This is a genomic window from Enterococcus sp. DIV1375a (assembly GCF_051712205.1).
GTDB lineage: Bacteria > Bacillota > Bacilli > Lactobacillales > Enterococcaceae > Enterococcus > Enterococcus faecalis.
On the sequence record NZ_JBIOOM010000001.1, the window covers coordinates 1461270 to 1479748 of the forward strand.

Sequence of the window (18479 nt, forward strand, 5' to 3'; positions counted from 1 at the left end):
AAAATAGTGTACCTTTTTTACATCAATTTGTTTTTAATAACATGTAAATTTTATGTTAAGTTTGTAAATTTTGTGTTAAGAGAATTATTTAATGACATTTCCTTGCCAATCCCGTTCAATTTCCATTTTCGAAACAGGAATATACCCTAATTGACCAATCACACGTTCTTGGATATCATCTGACAACATAAAGTCTAAAAACTCTTTGGTTAAATCACTTGGATTTTTACGAGTGTACATGTGTTCATAAGACCAAATAATCCATTTATTGTTCATTACATTTTCATCTGTTGGCTGAACACCATCAATACTTAACGTAGCTACTTCATCAGTAACATATGAAAATGCGGTATAACTAATCGCTCCTGGTGTATCAGAAACAATGGAACGAACCATGCCGCTGGAATCTTGTTCTTGCGCACGAATGGCTGTTTTATCTCCCAAGACCCATTTTTCAAAAGTCGCACGCGTACCACTACCGGCCGCTCTGTTCAAAATAACAATTTTTTGGTCTTTTCCGCCAAGTTCTTTCCAGTTTGTTACTTCACCTAAAAAGATTTTCTTTAAATTTTCCATTGAGATATCTTTGACACCGACATTTTTGTTAACGATTGGTGTAATCCCAACGACAGCAACTTTATGATCAATTAAGTCTTCCGCTTTGATGCCCTTTTTCTCTTCTGCAAATAAATCAGAATTACCAATGTCTACCGCGCCAGATTGGACTTGACTCAAACCTGTTCCGCTTCCGCCACCTTGGACATTAATAAATCTTCCCGGATTTTGGCTTTGATATTCCTCACTCGCTGTCTCTACTAATGGTTGTAAAGCTGATGAGCCTACCGCTGTGATGGATTCACCACGATCAATCCATTTTGCACATCCTGTCAAAGTAAGTATACTTGCCAAACCAATAAATAATAGCAATCTTTTTTTCATCGATTCATTATTCCTCCAATTAATTTCAATCTATTCTATTTTACCATTATATGTAGGACTTGAAAATTATAAGTTATCAATTTGTTGGTACAACTGAGAAAACTCTTAAATTAAATAACAAGTATTTTAAAACTAAACGAAAAAAAGCTCTCCAAAATGGAGAGCTTTTTTTCGTTTAAATTTTCAAGAAACGACGCATTGAAATAACTGAACCTAGTGATCCAATAATCATTCCTGTTGCAATCATTAATAGATTGACTTTCCAGATAAAATCTTCTGGACGAATTAATGAATAATTCGAACGCAATAACTGCGGGTTGAACATGTTATAAACTTGATGGTAGCCTAACGTCATAATAATGACTGGCACGATTGCGCCAATCAACCCAATCCAAGCACCTTCTAAGAAGAACGGCCAACGAATGAAACTGTTTTTGGCTCCTACAAGACGCATAATTTGGATTTCTTTTTGACGAGATAAAATCGTAATCCGAATAGTGTTGGAAATTAAGAACACTGCAACGAATAAAAGTAATGCAGCAGCTGCTAAGCCCCAAGTTCGAACGGTTTGAGCGATTTTAAAGATTTTGTCTGAGTTTACACCACCGTAATCGGCTTTAAAAACACTTGGGAATTTAGCTGCTTGTTTCGCAATATCTTTCGTGTCTTCTGGTGTTTTTGCACGGACATAATACACGTCGTATAATGGGTTACTGTCGCCTTCGAAAAGATTCCAGGCATCCCCCATTTGTTCTTGGATTTTTTTCAATTGTTGATCTTTGTTTGAATAAGAAATATCTTCAACATTGTCTAATCCTTTAAGTTGTTTTTCTAATGTTTTCATTTCATTTTGTTTTGTACCAATATCGACAAAGACAGACACTGTCACGTTTTTTTCGATATCATCAGCAAGTTTCGTTGCATTAAAAATAACGCCCATAAAAATACCAACTAAAACTAATGTAATTGTAACCGCACTTGCTGAGGCAACAGTCATCCAACCGTTCCGTTTTAAACTTTTGATACTTTCAAATAAATGAGAAAAGAATGTTCTAATCATCGTAGCCGTATTCTCCTTCCACTTGGTCACGGATAATGCGACCATTTTCAATGGCAATAACACGGTGACGAATCGTATTTACAATTGTACTATTATGCGTTGCCATCACGACTGTTGTTCCTTGTGCGTTAATCCGGTCCAACAATTTCATGATTTCCCATGAATTCTCTGGATCTAAGTTCCCAGTTGGTTCATCGGCAATTAAAACTTTCGGTGTATTTACGATTGCTCGTGCAATGGATACCCGTTGCTGTTCCCCACCAGAAAGTTCGCTTGGAAAAACACGTACCTTATGTTTTAGACCGACTAAATCTAAAACTTCCATCACGCGTTTTTTGATTTCGCGAGGACGTCGTCCGATAACTTGCATCGCATAGGCCACGTTCTCATACACAGTTTTCTTTGGTAATAGTTTATAGTCTTGGAAAACGATGCCGATTTCACGACGTAAATAAGGAACTTCTTTATTTTTTATTTTCATTAAATCATGACCTGCAACTGTCAAATTACCTTTTGTTGCTTTTTCTTCACGATACATTAATCTAATAAAGGTTGATTTCCCTGCACCTGAGGGACCAACCACATAGACGAACTCGCCTTGGTCAATCTCTACTGAAATATTTCGAATCGCTGTTGTACCATTCGAATATTTCTTCATTACATCTTTCATTTCAATCATGGCGTTCTCTCCATCTCTTTTTTCTTCAATCCTACTCATTATAACATGTCAATATTGCAAACTTCTTGCATTAAGTTACATTTTTATTTCAATTTAATGAAGAGCTTAACTTAAGCGCTGTTTTAAGTAGGCATCAATGAAACCATCAAGGTCTCCATCCATCACAGCTTGTACATTGCCGGTTTCGTAATTTGTCCGATGGTCTTTGACCATTGAATACGGATGGAACACGTAAGAACGGATTTGTGAGCCCCAGCCAATTTCCATTTGTTCACCACGTAAACTTGCTGCTTCTTGGGCTTTCTTTTCCATTTCCAATTGATATAATTTGGCTTTTAACATACTCATTGCTTGCTCACGGTTTTTTAATTGAGAACGTTGTGCTTGGCTTGCGACAACGGTACCTGTTGGAATATGTGTGATTCGAACAGCCGATTCTGTTTTATTAATATGCTGACCACCAGCACCACTTGCTCGATAGGTATCAATTTTTAAGTCATCTGGATTGATCGCAATTTCTATTGTGTCGTCTAATTCAGGCATTACATCAACTGAACAAAACGAAGTATGACGGCGTTTAGCGGAATCAAAGGGCGAAATCCGCACAAGACGATGGACACCTTTTTCAGATTTTAGGTAACCATAAGCATTGTAACCTTTGATTAATAAGGTGACACTTTTAATCCCTGCTTCATCTCCAGCTTGGTAATCCAACGTTTCAACTTGGAAACCGTGACTTTCTGCCCAACGTGTATACATTCGTAAAAGCATACTTCCCCAATCTTGTGATTCAGTACCACCGGCACCAGGATGTAATTCAATTAGGGCGTTATTATGATCATATGGCTCATTTAGTAGTAAGGATAGCTCATACGTTGTTAAACGTTCTTGCAAGAGATGAATTCTTTCTTCCAATTCTTCTTGAATCTCTGCATCATATTCTTCTTGTTGTAATTCAAACATCACCGTTAATTCGTCAAGTTCCTCAGAGAGCTGATGAAATTGTTGATATTTTTCTTTCAAACTATTGGTTTCGTTAATTAGCTTTTGAGCCGTTTCTGTGTTGTCCCAAAAACCAGGTTCTCCCATCCGATTTTCCGCCTCGGCAATGTCTTCTTCTAACTGGTCTAAGTCAAAGAGACCTCCTGAAGCTAGTAATTTTTTGTGTCATTTCGTCTAATAATGTACGAATTTCTGGGTTTTCCAAAATGATTCCTTCTTTCTCTTTATTGTAAAAAGAGCAAAGGCGGGACAAATTGCCCCACCCTGCGTTTTTTCTTTAATTAAGCGTTTCTTCCATGACAATTTTTGAATTTTTTGCCACTTCCGCATGGGCATAAATCATTACGGCCCACTTTTTTATCTACACGCACAGGTTGACGCTTCGCACTTGTGTTGCTTTGTGCAGCTGCATCTTGTTCTGTTTCTGGATGTTCCGCTTGTCCTTGAGCTACTTGCTCACGTTGGACATTTTGGCGAATTTCCGATTTCATGAATAAACGTGTTACTTCATATTCGATTGAACCAACCATATTGTTATACATAGAATAACCTTCTGTTTGATATTCTACTAATGGGTTGTTTTGACCGTACGCACGTAAGCCGACAGATTGGCGTAATTGATCCATTGCATCAATGTGATCTGTCCATTTAGTATCGACAACACGCAAGATGACTACTTTTTCAAATTCTAGCAATTGTTCTTGGCCATTCAATTGTTGAGATTTTTCTTCAAATACTTCTTGCGCACGTGCCACTAAGTAGTCTTTGATTTCTTCAGCTGATTTATTTTCTAAATCTTTTTTAGAAATCGTATCTTCATGGACAAGTGTTGAGGCTGCAAAATCGACAATCCCATCTAAATTCCATTCTTCTTTTTCTAATTGTGTATGGCTATCCACCACTCGGCCAATCGTCCGTTTTACCATGCCCATCAATACATCAGACAAGTCATTTTCTTCCATAATTACTTCTTGTCGTTGCGCATAAATAACTTCACGTTGCTCGCGCATCACGTCATCGTATTGTAAGACATTTTTACGTGTATCATAGTTATTTCCTTCCACACGTTTTTGAGCAGATTCTACTTGGCGAGTAAACATTTTACTTTGAATAACTGCATCTTCTTCTTGCACATTCATTCGTTCTAAGAATGTTTTAATTCGTTCTGAACCAAAGCGTTTCATTAAGTCATCTTCTAAAGATAAATAAAATTGTGAAACCCCTGGATCCCCTTGACGTCCTGCACGTCCACGCAACTGATTATCAATACGACGTGACTCATGACGTTCTGTCCCGATAACCGCTAGACCACCTAGTTCAAGTACACCTAAACCAAGTTTAATATCCGTTCCACGACCAGCCATATTTGTTGCAATTGTAACTGCGCCTTTTTGACCGGCGTTCATAATGATTTCGGCTTCTTTAAAGTGATTTTTCGCATTTAATACTTCATGAGGAATTTTAGCTGCGTTTAATTTATCAGAAAGTAATTCTGACGTTTCTACCGCAACAGTCCCCACCAACACTGGTTGTCCTTTGTGGTAACGTTCTTTAATATCTTCCACCACTGCATTAAATTTACTTTCTAAGGTTGGATAAAGTAAATCTGGACGATCGTCACGGATAATTGGACGATTGGTTGGAATTTGAATGACTTGAATATTGTAAATTTCACGGAATTCTTCTTCTTCTGTTTTAGCAGTACCAGTCATCCCGGCTAGTTTTTTGTACATCCGGAAGTAGTTTTGGAACGTAATCGTCGCCATTGTTTTTGTTTCATCTTCAATTTCGACGCCTTCTTTTGCTTCAATCGCTTGATGCAAGCCATCAGAATAACGACGACCATCCATGATACGACCAGTAAATTGGTCAACAATTAAGACTTTATTGTCTTGAACCACGTAATCAATGTCTAGTAACATGATATAGTTTGCCCGTAACGCTTGATCTAAATGGTGCGTTAATGCTGTATTTTCAATATCGTAAAGGTTATCCAATCCAAAAGTTTGTTCCGCTTTTTCAATCCCTGCTTCTGTTAAACCAATTGTTTTAGACTGAATATCAATTTTGTAATCTTCGTCTTCTTTTAAGCGTTTGACAAAATTATCGGCACGCGTATAGAGTGCTGTCGATTTTTCAGCTTGTCCAGAAATAATTAATGGGGTTCTTGCTTCATCAATTAAGATTGAATCCACTTCATCGACAATTGCATAGTTTAATGGACGTTGAACCATTTGGCTGCGATAAACAACCATGTTATCACGCAAATAGTCAAATCCTAATTCGTTATTTGTACTATAAGTGATATCACAGTTATACGCTTCACGTTTTTCATCAGAAGATTTAGAGTTAATGTTTAAGCCAACGCTTAAGCCTAAGAAATTATATAATTCTCCCATTTCGTTAGAGTCACGGGTTGCTAAGTATTCATTAACTGTAACAACGTGTACTCCTTCGCCAGATAGTGCATTCAAGTATACAGGCATTGTGGCAGTCAAGGTTTTCCCTTCACCTGTTCTCATTTCAGGAATGTTCCCGTCATGAAGCACAATCCCACCCATTAATTGGACACGGTATGGGAATAAACCTAGTACTCGTTTAGCAGCTTCACGGACAACCGCAAACGCTTCTGGTAATAGTTCGTCTAAGGTTTCCCCTTTTTGATAACGGGCTTTAAATTCATCTGTTTTTTCACGTAATTGTTCATCGCTTAGTTGTTCCATTGCACTTGCATGTGCATCAATTTTATCGGCGATTTTTTCTAATCGTCTTAATTCTTTTTTATCGTTTTCAATCATTTTTTTCAAAAAATTTGCCATTGGTATCTGTGTTCCTTTCAATTACCTCTTTTTATTTTTGTATCCTTTTTGTACAAGAAGCACAATCTATCCGTTTTATTTTATCATTACTTGACGAGAAAGAAAACCATTTCTCTCTATTTTACAGACATTTTCCTTTAAAAGAGGAACTTTTAAAGTTATTTTATGTATTTCTTTATTTTTTCTTTACTCCGTGCTTTAAAGATGTTTAAAGAGCTGAAATGCACGAAGGCATTTCAGCTCTTATTTTAAGCTTTAGTCTGTTTCAATCAAGCCATATTTGCCATCTTTACGACGGTAAACAATGCTTGTTCCATTTGTTTCAGCATCTTCAAAAATGAAGAAGTTGTGTCCTAACATGTTCATTTGTAAAACAGCTTCTTCACTGTCCATCGGTTTTAATGATAGACGTTTTGTACGAACGATGTCTAATTCTGAAGGTGTTTCTTCTGTTTCTTCACCAACTAAGAAGACAGCGGCTTTTGTATTGTTACGTCCTGTTTCACGAGATTTTCTGTTGATTTTTGTTTTAAATTTACGAATTTGTCGTTCTAATTTATCGACAACCAAATCAATACTTGCGTATAAATCAGGTGACGTTTCTTCAGCTCGTAAAACTAGATAAGGAAGAGGAATAGTAACCTCGACTTTGGCTGTTTTTTCAGTGTACACTTTCAAATTCACGTGAACCGTTGCTTCAGGTGAATCGCTGAAATATCTTTCTAATTTACCGACTTTTTTCTCAACATAGTCTCGAATCGCTTCGGTTACCTCGATATTTTCTCCACGTACATTATATCTAAACATAACAATTACCCCTTTCATCTACCAGTAAAGAAAAGATTAAAGGACCACTCTTTAATTCCCTTCTTCTTAATTTCATTATATCGAATAATCTGGGTTTTGCCAACAAAATAGTCATCAAATTTATGAATTCTTTTCTTTTTACCGCGCGAGAGTAAACGTATTCAAACTTTTAGGATAACAGTCATTGATAACAGCAGCTGCGTGGAAAAGAGTTCGTCCAGTGGTATAGATGTCATCCACCAAAATAACAGAACAATTTTTTAATTTTTTTTGGTTTTCTTTTTGGATGGCAAATGGTTGTTGCAACTGCATCCTTTCCTTTCTAGTTTTCTTAGATTGCGGAACATTTTCCTCTTTTCTAATTAAAAAAGGGCTGTACGGAACATCAGCCGCTTCTAGTAAGCCAATTACTTGGTTGAAGCCTCGTTCTTGCATTCGCTTTTCGGATAAGGGCACCGGAATAATATAGTCCGCAGATTGTTGCTGAAAGTAAAAGTTGATTTCCTCGTTAAAACACATTCTTAAGCGATAGTCTCCTTGAAATTTATAGCGTTCCATCCACTCTTGCATTCCTTCATCATAATGAAACAACGCTGCATTATGAAAAGAATACTCGGGATAAAGCAGCTGCCACCTTTGACAATCAAAACAATAGCGCTCTTGGCTGACGCGACTACAGCCAAAACAAGTGCCTATCATTGGTAGTTTCTGGAACTTTGCTTGGCAGTGCTGGCAAAGTGAAGGCCTCGCCCATTTTTTAAAACGTAAGAGCATTTTTAATGTTATCTCCAAACGAATGGGGCTTGCGCAATTTTTACAATCCATCTAACATCCCTCGTTTGCTAGCCAAGCGATTCATTTGCTTTATTTGCCGAATTGCCTCTTTCATGTCTCTTGTTTCCCCATCATGTAAAAATAAAACTTCGCCGTAATTGAATTCTTGTCTTCGATCGACTCGGCCCGCAATTTGGACAAGTGTTGAAGAAGTGAAGACTCGATGATCGGCACCATAAACAATAACTGAGACTGCATCAAAAGTCACACCACGTTCTAAAATGGTTGTAGTGATCAAAATATCCGTTTTCTGCTGACGCATTGCTTGAACTTTTTCCAGGCGAAGCTCATCACTACCATAAACGGCGACAACTTCTTTGTCGGAAAATCGCTCAGCTATTAACGCATGCAATTGGTGAATTAATGAAATGCTTGGGCAAAATAGTAAAACTGAATTACGCACCAATAAACGTTTCAAATGATGTGCAATGATTTTAATATTTTTACTAGAAATACGTTGCCACGACTGAACCCAAAATCGGCGTGGCACAGGTAATGGCCTACGGTGATATCTTGCTGGCAAAATACTGGCTGCTAACTTCTTTTGCTGCAAAAGCTTCCGCAATTCTTTCGTAGGCGTTGCTGTTAAGTACACCAAGCTACTTCTTTTTTTTCGTGCGTTACGCACTCCATAATAAAGATGCTCGTTATTAACAAAAGGAAAAGAGTCGACTTCATCAACGATAAGTAAATCAAATGCTTGATGGAATTTCAATAATTGATGGGTGGTGCAAATCACTAGTTTCGTATAACGATACGGTTCTTGACTGTTTCCATGAAGTAAAGCAATTACTTCATGAGGAAAAACCGCTTGGATTCTGGGAAACAGTTCTAAGCAAACATCGACACGCGGCGAAGCCAGCGCAATCCGCCCCCCTTCTTGTAAGGTTTGGTGTAAAACAGCAAATAACATTTCTGTTTTGCCTGCACCTGTAACTGCCCACACTAAGCGATTCTCTCTTATTTTTACCGTCTCACAAAGTTCAACTGAGATCGCTTGCTGTCCCTTTGTTAATTGTCCAGACCACTCAAAAAAGACAGTTCTTGGGCTATTGGGCCTTTCTGGTAAATGACAAAATTTTTGACAAGAAGTCACACGGCCTAATTGAATGCACGCATGACAGTAGTATGCATTTATCGCCAATCTATTTTCTTTTTTGGATACGACTTCCCCGCACCGCTGACATTGAATTGTTAAGGGGGAACGCTCTAACATTGTTGGTAAATAAACCAGTTTTGTCTGTATTGAAGGTTCTGTTTCTTCAAGAATTATTTTACGTCCATGCAAATCTTCCATGTTAACCACCTCATTTATAAAATACGCATTTCTCTAGCTTTTTTGCGAAAAAAAAGACAAGTTGCTTTTTCGAAGATTCTCGAAAAAACAACTTGTTTTTACTCTTTTTTATCTGCTTGTGCTAACAAACCCAAGGCTTGTTCCAACACTTTTTCCCCGTTCATTAAGCCGTAATCAGACATGCTAATGACATCTGTTGGGATACCTTTTGGTGATAGACGCTTTTCAAAATCACTCTTCATATAACGAACTTGTGGACCTAACAATAACACATCGACTGGATTATTTTCTAAATTTGTTTCTGCTTCCGATGCAGAAGCCGCAAATATATGAGCATCTAAGCCTTGATTAAATGCTGCTTTTTGCATTTTTGTAACAAGTAAACTAGTACTCATTCCTGCGGAGCAAACTAACATAATTGTTTTTTTTGACATTTTAACAGCCCCTTTTACCATTGCCTTTTTCAATTTTCAACATTATCTATTAAAAATATTATAGTGTAAAGTTAATTTTTGTCAATCATTCTTGTTTTTTAAAGCGGATACAATCCTAGTTTAAACGTACCATGCTGACTTCAGCAATTTATTAAATACCACATATTCTTTTTCCAAATTCACTTGAACTACTTGGTAACTCGCATTCAACCAACCATAAGCGCCCTTTTCTGGATGCTTATAATCGTTCGCCCACCAATCGACATCTGTTTTAGCAGTTTTTGGTAAACCAGAATGAGGGAATAACAATTCATCAAACTGAGTAAAAGTCAAAGTAACTTGGGAACCGCCATTCGTTTTCAAATAATGAGTAATTGTATCATATTTTTTCTGTCGTGTATGTACCATTTTCCAGCGCCTCCCTTTTCTCTATCATACCTTATTATAACGTTTTTTTCCAAAAATCTCACAAAAAAGATGAGAGAAAAAGTTGCTATTCAGTTGATTCTTTTTTATACTGACTTTATTACGAGAGAAAAGGATGCCCATATGTTAGAAAGCTATATTACAGTCAAACAAGATGGTTTCAGCGAGATTGAAATCAAGAAATCGCGGTTTATCTGTTCTGTAAAGCGCGTAACATCAGAAGAAGAAGCAAAAGCCTTTATCGCCGCAATAAAAAAAGAACATTGGAAAGCCAATCATAATTGTAGTGCTTTTGTGATCGGCGAAAAAAATGACATTCAGCGGAGTAGCGATGACGGCGAACCTAGTGGCACTGCTGGTGTTCCAATGCTGGAAGTCTTAAAGAAAAAAGAGTTAATCAACGTAGTGGCTGTTGTCACTCGTTATTTTGGCGGAATAAAATTAGGCACTGGTGGTTTAATCCGAGCATATAGTCATGCTCTTTCCCACACTTTAGATGAAATTGGTTTAGTCATTGGCAAATTGCAACAAGAGCTATTGATTACGATCGCCTATCCTTTATTAGGAAAAGCCCAAGCCTTTTTGGAACATAGTCCCTACACGCTTAAAGAAACTATTTACACAGAGTCTATTCAGTTAATTTGTTTAGTAGATGAACAAGCAACAGAAACATTTATAGCTGAAATGACGGATCTACTTAACGGTCAGTTGACAATTGAAAAAGGCGCAACGAGCTATCACGAACTACCATTTAACGAAAAAGGAGCACAATCAAATGACATTTGAAGAAGTATTGCCACAGATTAAAGCAGGAAAAAAAGCCGTACGTAAAGGCTGGAGCGGTTTCGAACTTTTTATTGAATTACGTGATGAAATTGGCACCTCCGAAGGTGAATTTTTACAAGTTACCCCGTATTTTTTAATCAAAACTTCTGATGAAGGCTACAGCATGTTTTCACCAACACCTTGTGATGTCTTAGCAGAAGATTGGGTGATTGTTGAAGCATAACTACACACATAAGGTCTGGCAGATTACGGCGATTGCTCGTTCTTCCAGACCTTAATTTTTAAATGTTTAAAGGAGTTTTTCTTATGCCAAAAGAATTTGAAGCAAAACGGGTGCTTGTAACTGGTGCAGCTTCAGGGATTGGCCAAGCACAAGCAATTGCCTTTGCTGAGCAAGGTGCTGAGGTTATTGGCATCGACCTAGACGAAACGGGGTTAAAACAGACAGCCGCACTGGTTAATCCAGATTCTACTAAGCCATTTACTTATTTTGTCGGTGATGTGTCTTCTCCCTCATTTGTGCAAGCCACGATGAAACAAATTGTGAAAAACAACGGCCAAATTGATATTTTATTAAATACGGCAGGTATTTTAGATGATTATCGTCCTTCTCTAGAAACTTCGGAAGCTTTATGGGATCAAATTTTAGCAACCAATTTAAAAAGTGTCTTTTTAGTGACCAATGCTCTATTACCTTATTTCCTCCAACAAAAAAAAGGAGTAATCGTTAATATGGCATCTATCGCTGGCTTAGTAGCTGGGGGCGGCGGCGCAGCGTACACTGCCTCCAAACACGCAATCATCGGGTATACAAAACAACTTTCCTACGATTATGCCAAATTAGGCATTCGAGCAAATGCGATTGCGCCAGGTGCCATCCAAACACCCATGAACGCAGCTGATTTTGCAGGAGAAGGTGAAATGGCTACTTGGGTAGCACGTGAAACACCCGCGGGCCGTTGGGCACAGCCACAAGAGGTAGCAAAACTTTCATTATTTCTAGCTAGTGATGACGCTGATTATATCCACGGCACAGTTATGACCATTGATGGTGGTTGGACCATGAAATAAAAAGACTTTACAGAGTGTCTGTTCTTCAGTAACATGTAACACAGTGAGGCAACTCACACCATAACACTTCAGTTGGCTTTGCTGCCCTTCCTTTGGTTATGGTTATCACTAAAACACGTCGTTGTTTTATAAAGGAGAATCTTAAATGAATCATTCATCAAATCCACAAACCAGTACGTGGTCAGCTACGGCTTTGGCTAAAATGGCGCTAGTTACCGCTTTGTATGTCGTTGTCACTGTACTTCTCGCTCCGCTTAGTTTTGGTCCGATACAGCTTCGTCTTGCCGAATTATTTAATTATTTAGGCGTTTTTAACAAGCGATATATCTGGTCCATTACGTTAGGGGTTGCGATTGCCAATACCGCTTCGCCTCTTGGTATCATCGATATAGTCATCGGTAGCGCTGGGACGTGCGTAGTCTTATGGATTGCCTATTTTGCGACAAAAAATCAGCAAAATTTATTGATTAAACTGATGCTGACGGCCATTCTTTTTGCTTTGTCCATGTTCACTGTCGCCGGACCCTTAACATTCTTTTATCAGTTACCTTTTTGGTACACATGGTTGACCGTTGGACTTGGTGAACTTCTTTCAATGACAGTCGGCGGCATCCTGATTTACGTATTAAATAAAAAAATACAGCTTGTAAAACGCATCGAAGAATAAAAAAGCGCTTGGGGGTTTAAACCCCAAGCGCTTTTTAGCACTATCCTTTAGGTTGAATGAAGTCTGCTTGCCATTTTCCAAGAGATGGATTGTAATCAAAATACCAAAGTTGTGAAAAATATTGTTTTTGATGCTTGTATCCCGATAAAACACAACCGCTTTGAGTATCTTCCTCGTAGTCAATACAAGAAAAATGAAGCATCAGTGAAAAACTGTTTTCACTAATAGGATGATAATTCGAAGCTGGCGCTACTTTCACTTTTTTTACATGATTTCTGATGCCCGCTTGTTGATTTTCTTGTAATACTGCAAGATGTTTTTGATAAAGTTTTTCTGTATAGTTATCTTTGACTACAGACAAATTTTCTTGATCCCACGCTTGTTGTATTTCTAAAAACGTTTGTTGTATTTCTTTTAAGAGTGCCTTTTTTTCTTTTGATGTTCCAGGTAATGCTGCCCACATTTCTTGAAAAGCGCCTTCATCGACTGGTTGATTTCTGCGGCGTCTTTGCCAAATCATCGCGCCCCCAAAAAGAACAAAAAACACTGTTGAAATTAAGCCTTCCAGTGGCGTTGTGTTGCTGGTCCCAGTCTCGTTATGATGAACATAACTTCTTGATCCATCACCGCTTGGCGAAAAACCATTCGAGGGATTACCCCCGCTAGGACTTTCTACACGTCCACCGCCGTAGCCACCAGCTACAGCCGCTGCTTGATTAGGCCATAAACAAAAGGCCATGGCACAACCCACAAAAACCAAAATTAACTTTCTCATTTTCTCACCTTTCGACCCCTTCAAACCAACAAATGAATAAATAGACGCAGAATACTAAACAAAGCGCCAAGATTAACAATGATTAATAATACCTTCAGCCATCTGCCATATGGTTGTACTGATTGATAACTTCGTTGATAAATACTCAAGCCAAACAGGACCGCTGGCCACATAAATATACTAGATCTTGGGCCAAACGAATTACCCTCGCCCCAAAAATTCACATGAATGGGCACATGAGCTGGTAAATCAGGATAAAACACCGCACTTAATAACAGTAAACTAACTGCCAAGACACTTGTAACAATAAATAACCCCTGACTAACTTTTTCAATCTGCTTCTCTCTCATTAATTTAGCTTTCTCCTCTAGTTTAATGATGGATATACTTTCAGTTTATGCCTCCCTATCTGAATTTGCAATAAAAAAAAGACAAGGAAACATTCGATTAAATGTCCTTGCCTCTGTTTTTAAAAATCCTAAATCAAGCCTTTCACGCCTATATCTTTTCGGTAGTACATTCCAGGAAATGAGTAATTATCCAATGTTTGATAAACTTTTTTGCGGGCTTCTTCAAGAGTCGAAGCAGTTGCTTCTGCTAAAAAGATTCGTCCGCCAGCCGAAACCAGAGCCTGTTCTGAACGAGTTACCCCTGCATAATAGATGGTTTCACCAGACATTTCGGGTAATGGTAGATTTGTCTTGTATTGATTAGGATAGCCTTCTGCTGCTACAACAACACCAACACTCGCTAACTCATTCCATACAATCGTTGGTTGCTCTTTCGCCAGCAATGAAGAAATTATTTCTGAAAGGGGACTCTCTAAACGTGCCAACACAACTTGTGTTTCTGGATCCCCAAATCGAGCATTAAATTCAATAACCTTGGGGCCAGTTGCTGTTTGGATTAAACCAGCATATAAAATCCCTTGAAACGGACGTTTTTCAGCCACCATTCCTTTAGCAGTCGGTTTCAGGACTTGGCTAATGGCTTGCTGAACCGCTTCTTCTGGGATCTGAGGCACTGGTGTGTAAGCACCCATCCCCCCTGTATTCGGACCAGCATCCCCATCGAAAATCCGCTTATGATCTTGAGCAATCACCATCGGATATACCTTCTCATTAGAAACAAAGGCCATTAAGGAAAATTCTTCTCCTTGCAAAAATTCTTCGATTACGACCGTTTGACCGCTTACTCCAAATTGTTGATCCTCCATCATCGCAACTAGCGCCCGTTTTGCGGCTGCTTTTGTTTCGGCAACTACTACTCCTTTTCCAGCTGCCAAACCATCTGCCTTAATAACAATTGGTACGCCTTGCTGTTCAATATATTCTAAGGCAGGTGCCAAACGTCGAAAGACCCGATATTCCGCCGTTGGAATCTGGTATTTTTGCATAAAATCTTTCGCAAAACTTTTTGAACCTTCAATAATTGCAGCTGCTTTTGTCGGGCCAAAAATCAGTAATCCCGCTGCTTGAAAGGCGTCTACAATCCCTTCAATTAATGGCGTTTCTGGTCCGACGAATGTCCAATCAATCTGATTATCCTTCGCAAATTGAATTAGTTCCGTTTGCTGCTCTTCACTGATAGGTACGGTCCGAATATTATCACCACTCATACCAGGATTACCTGGTGCACAATAAACAGTCTTGACTTTGTCTTCTCGCTGTAATTTTTTGGCAATTGCATGTTCACGACCACCACGCCCAATCACTAATATATTCATCGGTTTCTCCTTTAAAAATTAATGTTTGAAATGACGAGTCCCAGTAAAAATCATCGCAATATCATAATGATTCGCTAGATCAATTGATGCTTGATCTTTAATGCTCCCGCCTGGCTGAATAATTGCTTGAATGCCATGTTGTGCAGCATATTCCACACTATCTGCCATGGGGAAAAAGGCATCACTTGCTAAGACGGCCCCTTGTAATTTTCCAGCTGCTTGGGCTTGATCAACTGCAATTTTTACTGACCCAATTCGATTCATTTGACCAGCGCCAATTCCCACTGTTTGACTTTCATTGGCTAAAACAATAGCGTTTGATTTTACATGCTTGACTGCTTTCCAAGCAAAGTTCAATGCGTCTCTTTCGGCTGGTGTGGGTTGGCGCTCTGTAACAACTTGCCATGCTTGGTCATTTTCAACAACTGTATCTTGTTCTTGAATTAATAACCCGCCCATAACAGAAACTAATTCCACCGCTTTTTTTTCTTGAGCATGAAAATCTAACGTTAACAAACGAAGATTCTTTTTCTGAGATAACAATGCCAGAGCTTCTTCCTCAAAACTAGGCGCAATAATTATCTCTAAAAAGATTTGATGCATTTCAGCCGCAGTCGCTTGGTCCACTGGACGATTCAAAACAACAATGCCACCAAAAATTGAAACTGGATCTGCTTCAAATGCCTGACGATAGGCTGCCAAAATCGTTTTTCCTGTTCCAATTCCACATGGGTTCATATGTTTAACAGCGACGACCGTAGGTTCTGTAAACTCGCTAGCAATCCGGAGTGCTGCATCAGCATCTCGAATATTGTTATATGACAGTTCTTTGCCATGAAGTTGTCGAGCGGAAGCAATGGATAATGATACAGGTACAACGGATTGATAAAAGGTGGCCTGTTGATGGCTATTTTCACCATAGCGCAATGTTTGCTTACGTTCATAAGTAAGCGTCTGTTTCTCTGGTTCAGTTTCACCCACTTGCGTCGTTAAATAGTCAGCGATAAGCGCGTCATAAGCAGCGGTATGACGAAAGACTTTTGCTGCTAATCTTTTTCTGGTGGCTAACTGGCTAGTTCCAGTGCTGCTAATTTCACTTAATACCTGTTCATAATCACTAGGATCAACCACTGCTGTTACGTCTTGATAATTTTTTGCCGCTGAACGTAACATGCTAGGACCGCCAATATCAATCATTTCAATTGCTTCTGCTTCAGAGATTGCTGGTTTTAAAATTGTTTCTTTAAATGGATAAAGATTCACTACTACAAGGTCAATAAATTGAATGCCTTGTTCAGTCAGTGCTTTTTGATGCGTTTGGTTTCCCCTTTTTGCCAAAAGTCCGCCATGGATATTCGGATGTAACGTTTTGACACGGCCATCTAACATTTCGGGAAAGCCAGTGATGTCGTCAATAGCAAGTGTCGGTACCCCGGCTTCTTCTAAGACAGTCCTTGTTCCCCCAGTGGAGATAATTTCAAAGCCATTTGCAACTAAGCCTGCTGCAAATGTTGTCACTCCTGTTTTGTCTGAAACGCTAATCAATGCTCTTTTGGTCATTTCATTGTCTCCTTTACAATTTGTGAAATTATTTTTGGGTACCATTCGTGCTCAAGAGCATGAATTTTCTCTGTTAATGTGTCCAAAGTATCTTCAGTATCAATCTTGGTGGTTGTTTGGAAAATAATCGGTCCTGTATCAACCCCAGAGTCAACATAATGGATAGTGATTCCTGTTATTTTCACTCCATAATGAAATGCCTCTTCAATTCCGTGAAGACCTGGAAAACTAGGTAACAGAGAAGGATGAATATTGACGATTCTCTTTGGATAAGCCTCCAGTAAAGTCTTGCCGATAATTCTCAAATAACCAGCTAACACGATTAAATCGATCTGATGCTCTTTTAAATGTTTCAATACTTGTTCCTCATATTGCTCACGAGATGAAAAATCAGATGGCGAAAAGCAAACAACGGGAATCTTGCGTTTTTGGGCACGGGTCAATACGTAGGCTTCAGGCTGATCACAAAAGACTAAGCTCAACTGCCCTGCGATTTTTTTCTGGGAAAAAGCTGCAGCAATCGCCTCAAAATTGCTACCATTGCCAGATGCAAAAACAGCTATCTTCATAAGGCTTCCTTAAAAATAACGGCTTTCGTTTTCCTAGGTACCAAACGACCAATTTCAAAAGCTTCTGGCAAAAGCTCCTGAACTTTTTCAACATGCTCTGGACTCACCGCTAAAATCATCCCTAAGCCCATATTGAAAATTTCATACATTTCTTCAGGTGGAATTTCACCGTATTTTTGAATCAATTTAAAAATTGGTAGCACTGGCCAACTATTTAATTGAATCTCTGCAGCTAATGCGGAAGAAAACATTCTTGGTAGATTTTCTAAAAACCCGCCGCCAGTAATATGCGCAGCCCCATGCACGAGTCCTGCTTTTAACAATGGCAATAATTCCTTCACATAAATTTTTGTTGGTGTTAATAATTCTTCCCCTAACGTTTTGGGTGCCAATTCTGGAAGCTTGTCCGTTGTTTTAAACGAATGTTTCTTAAAAAAAATATTTCTTACTAAAGAGTAACCATTAGAATGAAGACCACTTGAAGGAAGACCAATCAAGAAATCGCCTTCTTTTACGTTACTTGGAGTCAAGAGTTGACTTTTCTCAGCAATACCCACGGCAAAACCAGCCACGTCATAAGCATCTGCTTCATACATATCAGGCATTTCAGCTGTTTCGCCCCCAATTAAGGCTGCATTCGCCTCACAACAGCCTGCCGCAACACCCGCAACAATTGCTTCAACTTTAGCTGGATTAACGGTCCCTAACGCTAAATAATCTAAAAAATATAACGGTTCGGCGCCTTGTGCGACGACATCATTGACACACATTGCTACACAATCAATTCCGATTGTCTCGTGTTTCTGTTCTTCAATTGCCAAGAGTAACTTTGTGCCTACGCCATCCGTTCCTGATACCAAAACTGGTTCTTTAAGCTTGTAACTACTTAAATCAAAACAACCACCAAAACCACCAAGCATGCCCAACGTTCCCGTCCGTTGTGTCTTTTGGCTATGCTTTTGAATTCGTTCCACTACTTCGTATCCTGCCTCAACATTTACGCCAGCTTTTGAATAGGCATTTTCCAT

The 18479-nt window shown here is 38.8% G+C and carries 20 protein-coding genes; 4 read left to right on the top strand and 16 right to left on the bottom strand.

Features of this window, described 5'->3' with window-relative positions; translation table 11 throughout:
* Positions 1-84: 84 nt before the first annotated feature.
* The 10 genes from IGJ63_RS07145 to IGJ63_RS07190 form a co-directional block, all read right to left on the bottom strand.
* The gene (locus IGJ63_RS07145) at positions 85-939 is read right to left on the bottom strand and encodes a phosphate ABC transporter substrate-binding protein PstS (protein WP_002357298.1); all 855 of its coding nucleotides are present in this window, start codon (positions 937-939) and stop codon (positions 85-87) included.
* Positions 940-1114: 175 nt separating this feature from the next.
* Entirely contained in the window at positions 1115-1999 is an 885-nt protein-coding gene (gene ftsX / locus IGJ63_RS07150) for a permease-like cell division protein FtsX (RefSeq protein WP_002364071.1), read from the bottom strand.
* On the bottom strand, positions 1992-2678 hold the full coding sequence (gene ftsE / locus IGJ63_RS07155) for a cell division ATP-binding protein FtsE (RefSeq protein ID WP_002361935.1): 687 nt from the start codon (positions 2676-2678) through the stop codon (positions 1992-1994). Before ftsE ends, ftsX begins: the two co-directional genes overlap by 8 nt.
* Before the next feature lie 105 nt (positions 2679-2783).
* A protein-coding gene (prfB, locus tag IGJ63_RS07160) for a peptide chain release factor 2 (protein WP_111997025.1) occupies positions 2784-3885 on the bottom strand; the annotation gives its coding sequence in 2 pieces (ribosomal slippage) (positions 2784-3812 and positions 3814-3885; 1101 coding nt in all).
* Positions 3886-3961: 76 nt separating this feature from the next.
* Positions 3962-6499, bottom strand: a complete 2538-nt coding sequence (gene secA, locus IGJ63_RS07165) for a preprotein translocase subunit SecA (RefSeq protein ID WP_002381826.1) — start codon at positions 6497-6499, stop codon at positions 3962-3964.
* Between the two features lie 255 nt (positions 6500-6754).
* The gene (gene hpf / locus IGJ63_RS07170) at positions 6755-7306 is read right to left on the bottom strand and encodes a ribosome hibernation-promoting factor, HPF/YfiA family (RefSeq protein ID WP_002357293.1); all 552 of its coding nucleotides are present in this window, start codon (positions 7304-7306) and stop codon (positions 6755-6757) included.
* 138 nt (positions 7307-7444) lie between these two features.
* Complete coding sequence (locus IGJ63_RS07175; protein ID WP_010818860.1) at positions 7445-8131, bottom strand: ComF family protein; 687 nt, start codon at positions 8129-8131, stop codon at positions 7445-7447.
* Positions 8121-9437, bottom strand: coding sequence for a DEAD/DEAH box helicase (locus IGJ63_RS07180; RefSeq protein WP_284954979.1), 1317 nt, complete (start codon positions 9435-9437; stop codon positions 8121-8123). The genes IGJ63_RS07175 and IGJ63_RS07180 overlap by 11 nt, the downstream gene beginning before the upstream one ends.
* A gap of 98 nt (positions 9438-9535) precedes the next feature.
* Positions 9536-9871, bottom strand: a complete 336-nt coding sequence (locus IGJ63_RS07185) for a PTS sugar transporter subunit IIB (protein WP_002360150.1) — start codon at positions 9869-9871, stop codon at positions 9536-9538.
* A 120-nt stretch (positions 9872-9991) separates the two neighbouring features.
* Positions 9992-10279, bottom strand: a complete 288-nt coding sequence (locus IGJ63_RS07190; protein WP_002357286.1) for a DUF7662 domain-containing protein — start codon at positions 10277-10279, stop codon at positions 9992-9994.
* Positions 10280-10420: 141 nt separating this feature from the next.
* On the opposite strand from IGJ63_RS07190, the gene IGJ63_RS07195 reads away from it, so the two are divergent.
* The 4 genes from IGJ63_RS07195 to IGJ63_RS07210 all read left to right on the top strand — a co-directional run bounded on the left by IGJ63_RS07195 (position 10421) and on the right by IGJ63_RS07210 (position 12821).
* Positions 10421-11083 carry a YigZ family protein gene (locus tag IGJ63_RS07195; RefSeq protein WP_010708717.1) on the top strand — a complete coding sequence of 221 codons (663 nt, stop codon included), beginning with the start codon at positions 10421-10423 and terminating at the stop codon, positions 11081-11083.
* Complete coding sequence (locus tag IGJ63_RS07200; protein ID WP_002357284.1) at positions 11073-11306, top strand: DUF2829 domain-containing protein; 234 nt, start codon at positions 11073-11075, stop codon at positions 11304-11306. The genes IGJ63_RS07195 and IGJ63_RS07200 overlap by 11 nt, the downstream gene beginning before the upstream one ends.
* A gap of 62 nt (positions 11307-11368) precedes the next feature.
* Complete coding sequence (locus IGJ63_RS07205; RefSeq protein ID WP_438746160.1) at positions 11369-12154, top strand: 3-oxoacyl-ACP reductase; 786 nt, start codon at positions 11369-11371, stop codon at positions 12152-12154.
* A 145-nt stretch (positions 12155-12299) separates the two neighbouring features.
* A complete protein-coding gene (locus IGJ63_RS07210; protein WP_010707505.1) occupies positions 12300-12821 on the top strand; it encodes a QueT transporter family protein in 522 nt (173 codons plus the stop codon).
* A 40-nt stretch (positions 12822-12861) separates the two neighbouring features.
* Here the strand turns inward: IGJ63_RS07210 and IGJ63_RS07215 are convergent, their stop codons facing one another.
* The 6 genes from IGJ63_RS07215 to purM form a co-directional block, all read right to left on the bottom strand.
* The gene (locus tag IGJ63_RS07215) at positions 12862-13596 is read right to left on the bottom strand and encodes a TIM44-like domain-containing protein (RefSeq protein ID WP_010775890.1); all 735 of its coding nucleotides are present in this window, start codon (positions 13594-13596) and stop codon (positions 12862-12864) included.
* A 20-nt stretch (positions 13597-13616) separates the two neighbouring features.
* On the bottom strand, positions 13617-13946 hold the full coding sequence (locus tag IGJ63_RS07220; RefSeq protein WP_010713335.1) for a DUF1648 domain-containing protein: 330 nt from the start codon (positions 13944-13946) through the stop codon (positions 13617-13619).
* A gap of 128 nt (positions 13947-14074) precedes the next feature.
* Positions 14075-15322 (bottom strand): phosphoribosylamine--glycine ligase, encoded by a 1248-nt coding sequence (gene purD / locus IGJ63_RS07225; protein ID WP_010823738.1) that lies wholly within the window; start codon positions 15320-15322, stop codon positions 14075-14077.
* An 18-nt stretch (positions 15323-15340) separates the two neighbouring features.
* Positions 15341-16927, bottom strand: a complete 1587-nt coding sequence (gene purH / locus IGJ63_RS07230) for a bifunctional phosphoribosylaminoimidazolecarboxamide formyltransferase/IMP cyclohydrolase (RefSeq protein ID WP_431831237.1) — start codon at positions 16925-16927, stop codon at positions 15341-15343.
* On the bottom strand, positions 16879-17451 hold the full coding sequence (gene purN, locus IGJ63_RS07235) for a phosphoribosylglycinamide formyltransferase (protein ID WP_002364081.1): 573 nt from the start codon (positions 17449-17451) through the stop codon (positions 16879-16881). The genes purH and purN overlap by 49 nt, the downstream gene beginning before the upstream one ends.
* Positions 17448-18479 (bottom strand): phosphoribosylformylglycinamidine cyclo-ligase, encoded by a 1032-nt coding sequence (gene purM, locus IGJ63_RS07240; protein ID WP_002369275.1) that lies wholly within the window; start codon positions 18477-18479, stop codon positions 17448-17450. The genes purN and purM overlap by 4 nt, the downstream gene beginning before the upstream one ends.

What these genes read in the sequence shown, in the direction of transcription:
- IGJ63_RS07145 (WP_002357298.1), bottom strand. Translation starts at nt 939, where the DNA reads ATGAAAAAAAGATTGCTATTATTTATTGGTTTGGCAAGTATACTTACT.
- ftsX (WP_002364071.1), bottom strand. Translation starts at nt 1,999, where the DNA reads ATGATTAGAACATTCTTTTCTCATTTATTTGAAAGTATCAAAAGTTTA.
- ftsE (WP_002361935.1), bottom strand. Translation starts at nt 2,678, where the DNA reads ATGATTGAAATGAAAGATGTAATGAAGAAATATTCGAATGGTACAACA.
- secA (WP_002381826.1), bottom strand. Translation starts at nt 6,499, where the DNA reads ATGGCAAATTTTTTGAAAAAAATGATTGAAAACGATAAAAAAGAATTA.
- hpf (WP_002357293.1), bottom strand. Translation starts at nt 7,306, where the DNA reads ATGTTTAGATATAATGTACGTGGAGAAAATATCGAGGTAACCGAAGCG.
- IGJ63_RS07175 (WP_010818860.1), bottom strand. Translation starts at nt 8,131, where the DNA reads ATGGATTGTAAAAATTGCGCAAGCCCCATTCGTTTGGAGATAACATTA.
- IGJ63_RS07180 (WP_284954979.1), bottom strand. Translation starts at nt 9,437, where the DNA reads ATGGAAGATTTGCATGGACGTAAAATAATTCTTGAAGAAACAGAACCT.
- IGJ63_RS07185 (WP_002360150.1), bottom strand. Translation starts at nt 9,871, where the DNA reads ATGTCAAAAAAAACAATTATGTTAGTTTGCTCCGCAGGAATGAGTACT.
- IGJ63_RS07190 (WP_002357286.1), bottom strand. Translation starts at nt 10,279, where the DNA reads ATGGTACATACACGACAGAAAAAATATGATACAATTACTCATTATTTG.
- IGJ63_RS07195 (WP_010708717.1), top strand. Translation starts at nt 10,421, where the DNA reads ATGTTAGAAAGCTATATTACAGTCAAACAAGATGGTTTCAGCGAGATT.
- IGJ63_RS07200 (WP_002357284.1), top strand. Translation starts at nt 11,073, where the DNA reads ATGACATTTGAAGAAGTATTGCCACAGATTAAAGCAGGAAAAAAAGCC.
- IGJ63_RS07205 (WP_438746160.1), top strand. Translation starts at nt 11,369, where the DNA reads ATGTTTAAAGGAGTTTTTCTTATGCCAAAAGAATTTGAAGCAAAACGG.
- IGJ63_RS07210 (WP_010707505.1), top strand. Translation starts at nt 12,300, where the DNA reads ATGAATCATTCATCAAATCCACAAACCAGTACGTGGTCAGCTACGGCT.
- IGJ63_RS07215 (WP_010775890.1), bottom strand. Translation starts at nt 13,596, where the DNA reads ATGAGAAAGTTAATTTTGGTTTTTGTGGGTTGTGCCATGGCCTTTTGT.
- IGJ63_RS07220 (WP_010713335.1), bottom strand. Translation starts at nt 13,946, where the DNA reads ATGAGAGAGAAGCAGATTGAAAAAGTTAGTCAGGGGTTATTTATTGTT.
- purD (WP_010823738.1), bottom strand. Translation starts at nt 15,322, where the DNA reads ATGAATATATTAGTGATTGGGCGTGGTGGTCGTGAACATGCAATTGCC.
- purH (WP_431831237.1), bottom strand. Translation starts at nt 16,927, where the DNA reads ATGGTACCCAAAAATAATTTCACAAATTGTAAAGGAGACAATGAAATG.
- purN (WP_002364081.1), bottom strand. Translation starts at nt 17,451, where the DNA reads ATGAAGATAGCTGTTTTTGCATCTGGCAATGGTAGCAATTTTGAGGCG.
- purM (WP_002369275.1), bottom strand. Translation starts at nt 18,479, where the DNA reads ATGGAAAATGCCTATTCAAAAGCTGGCGTAAATGTTGAGGCAGGATAC.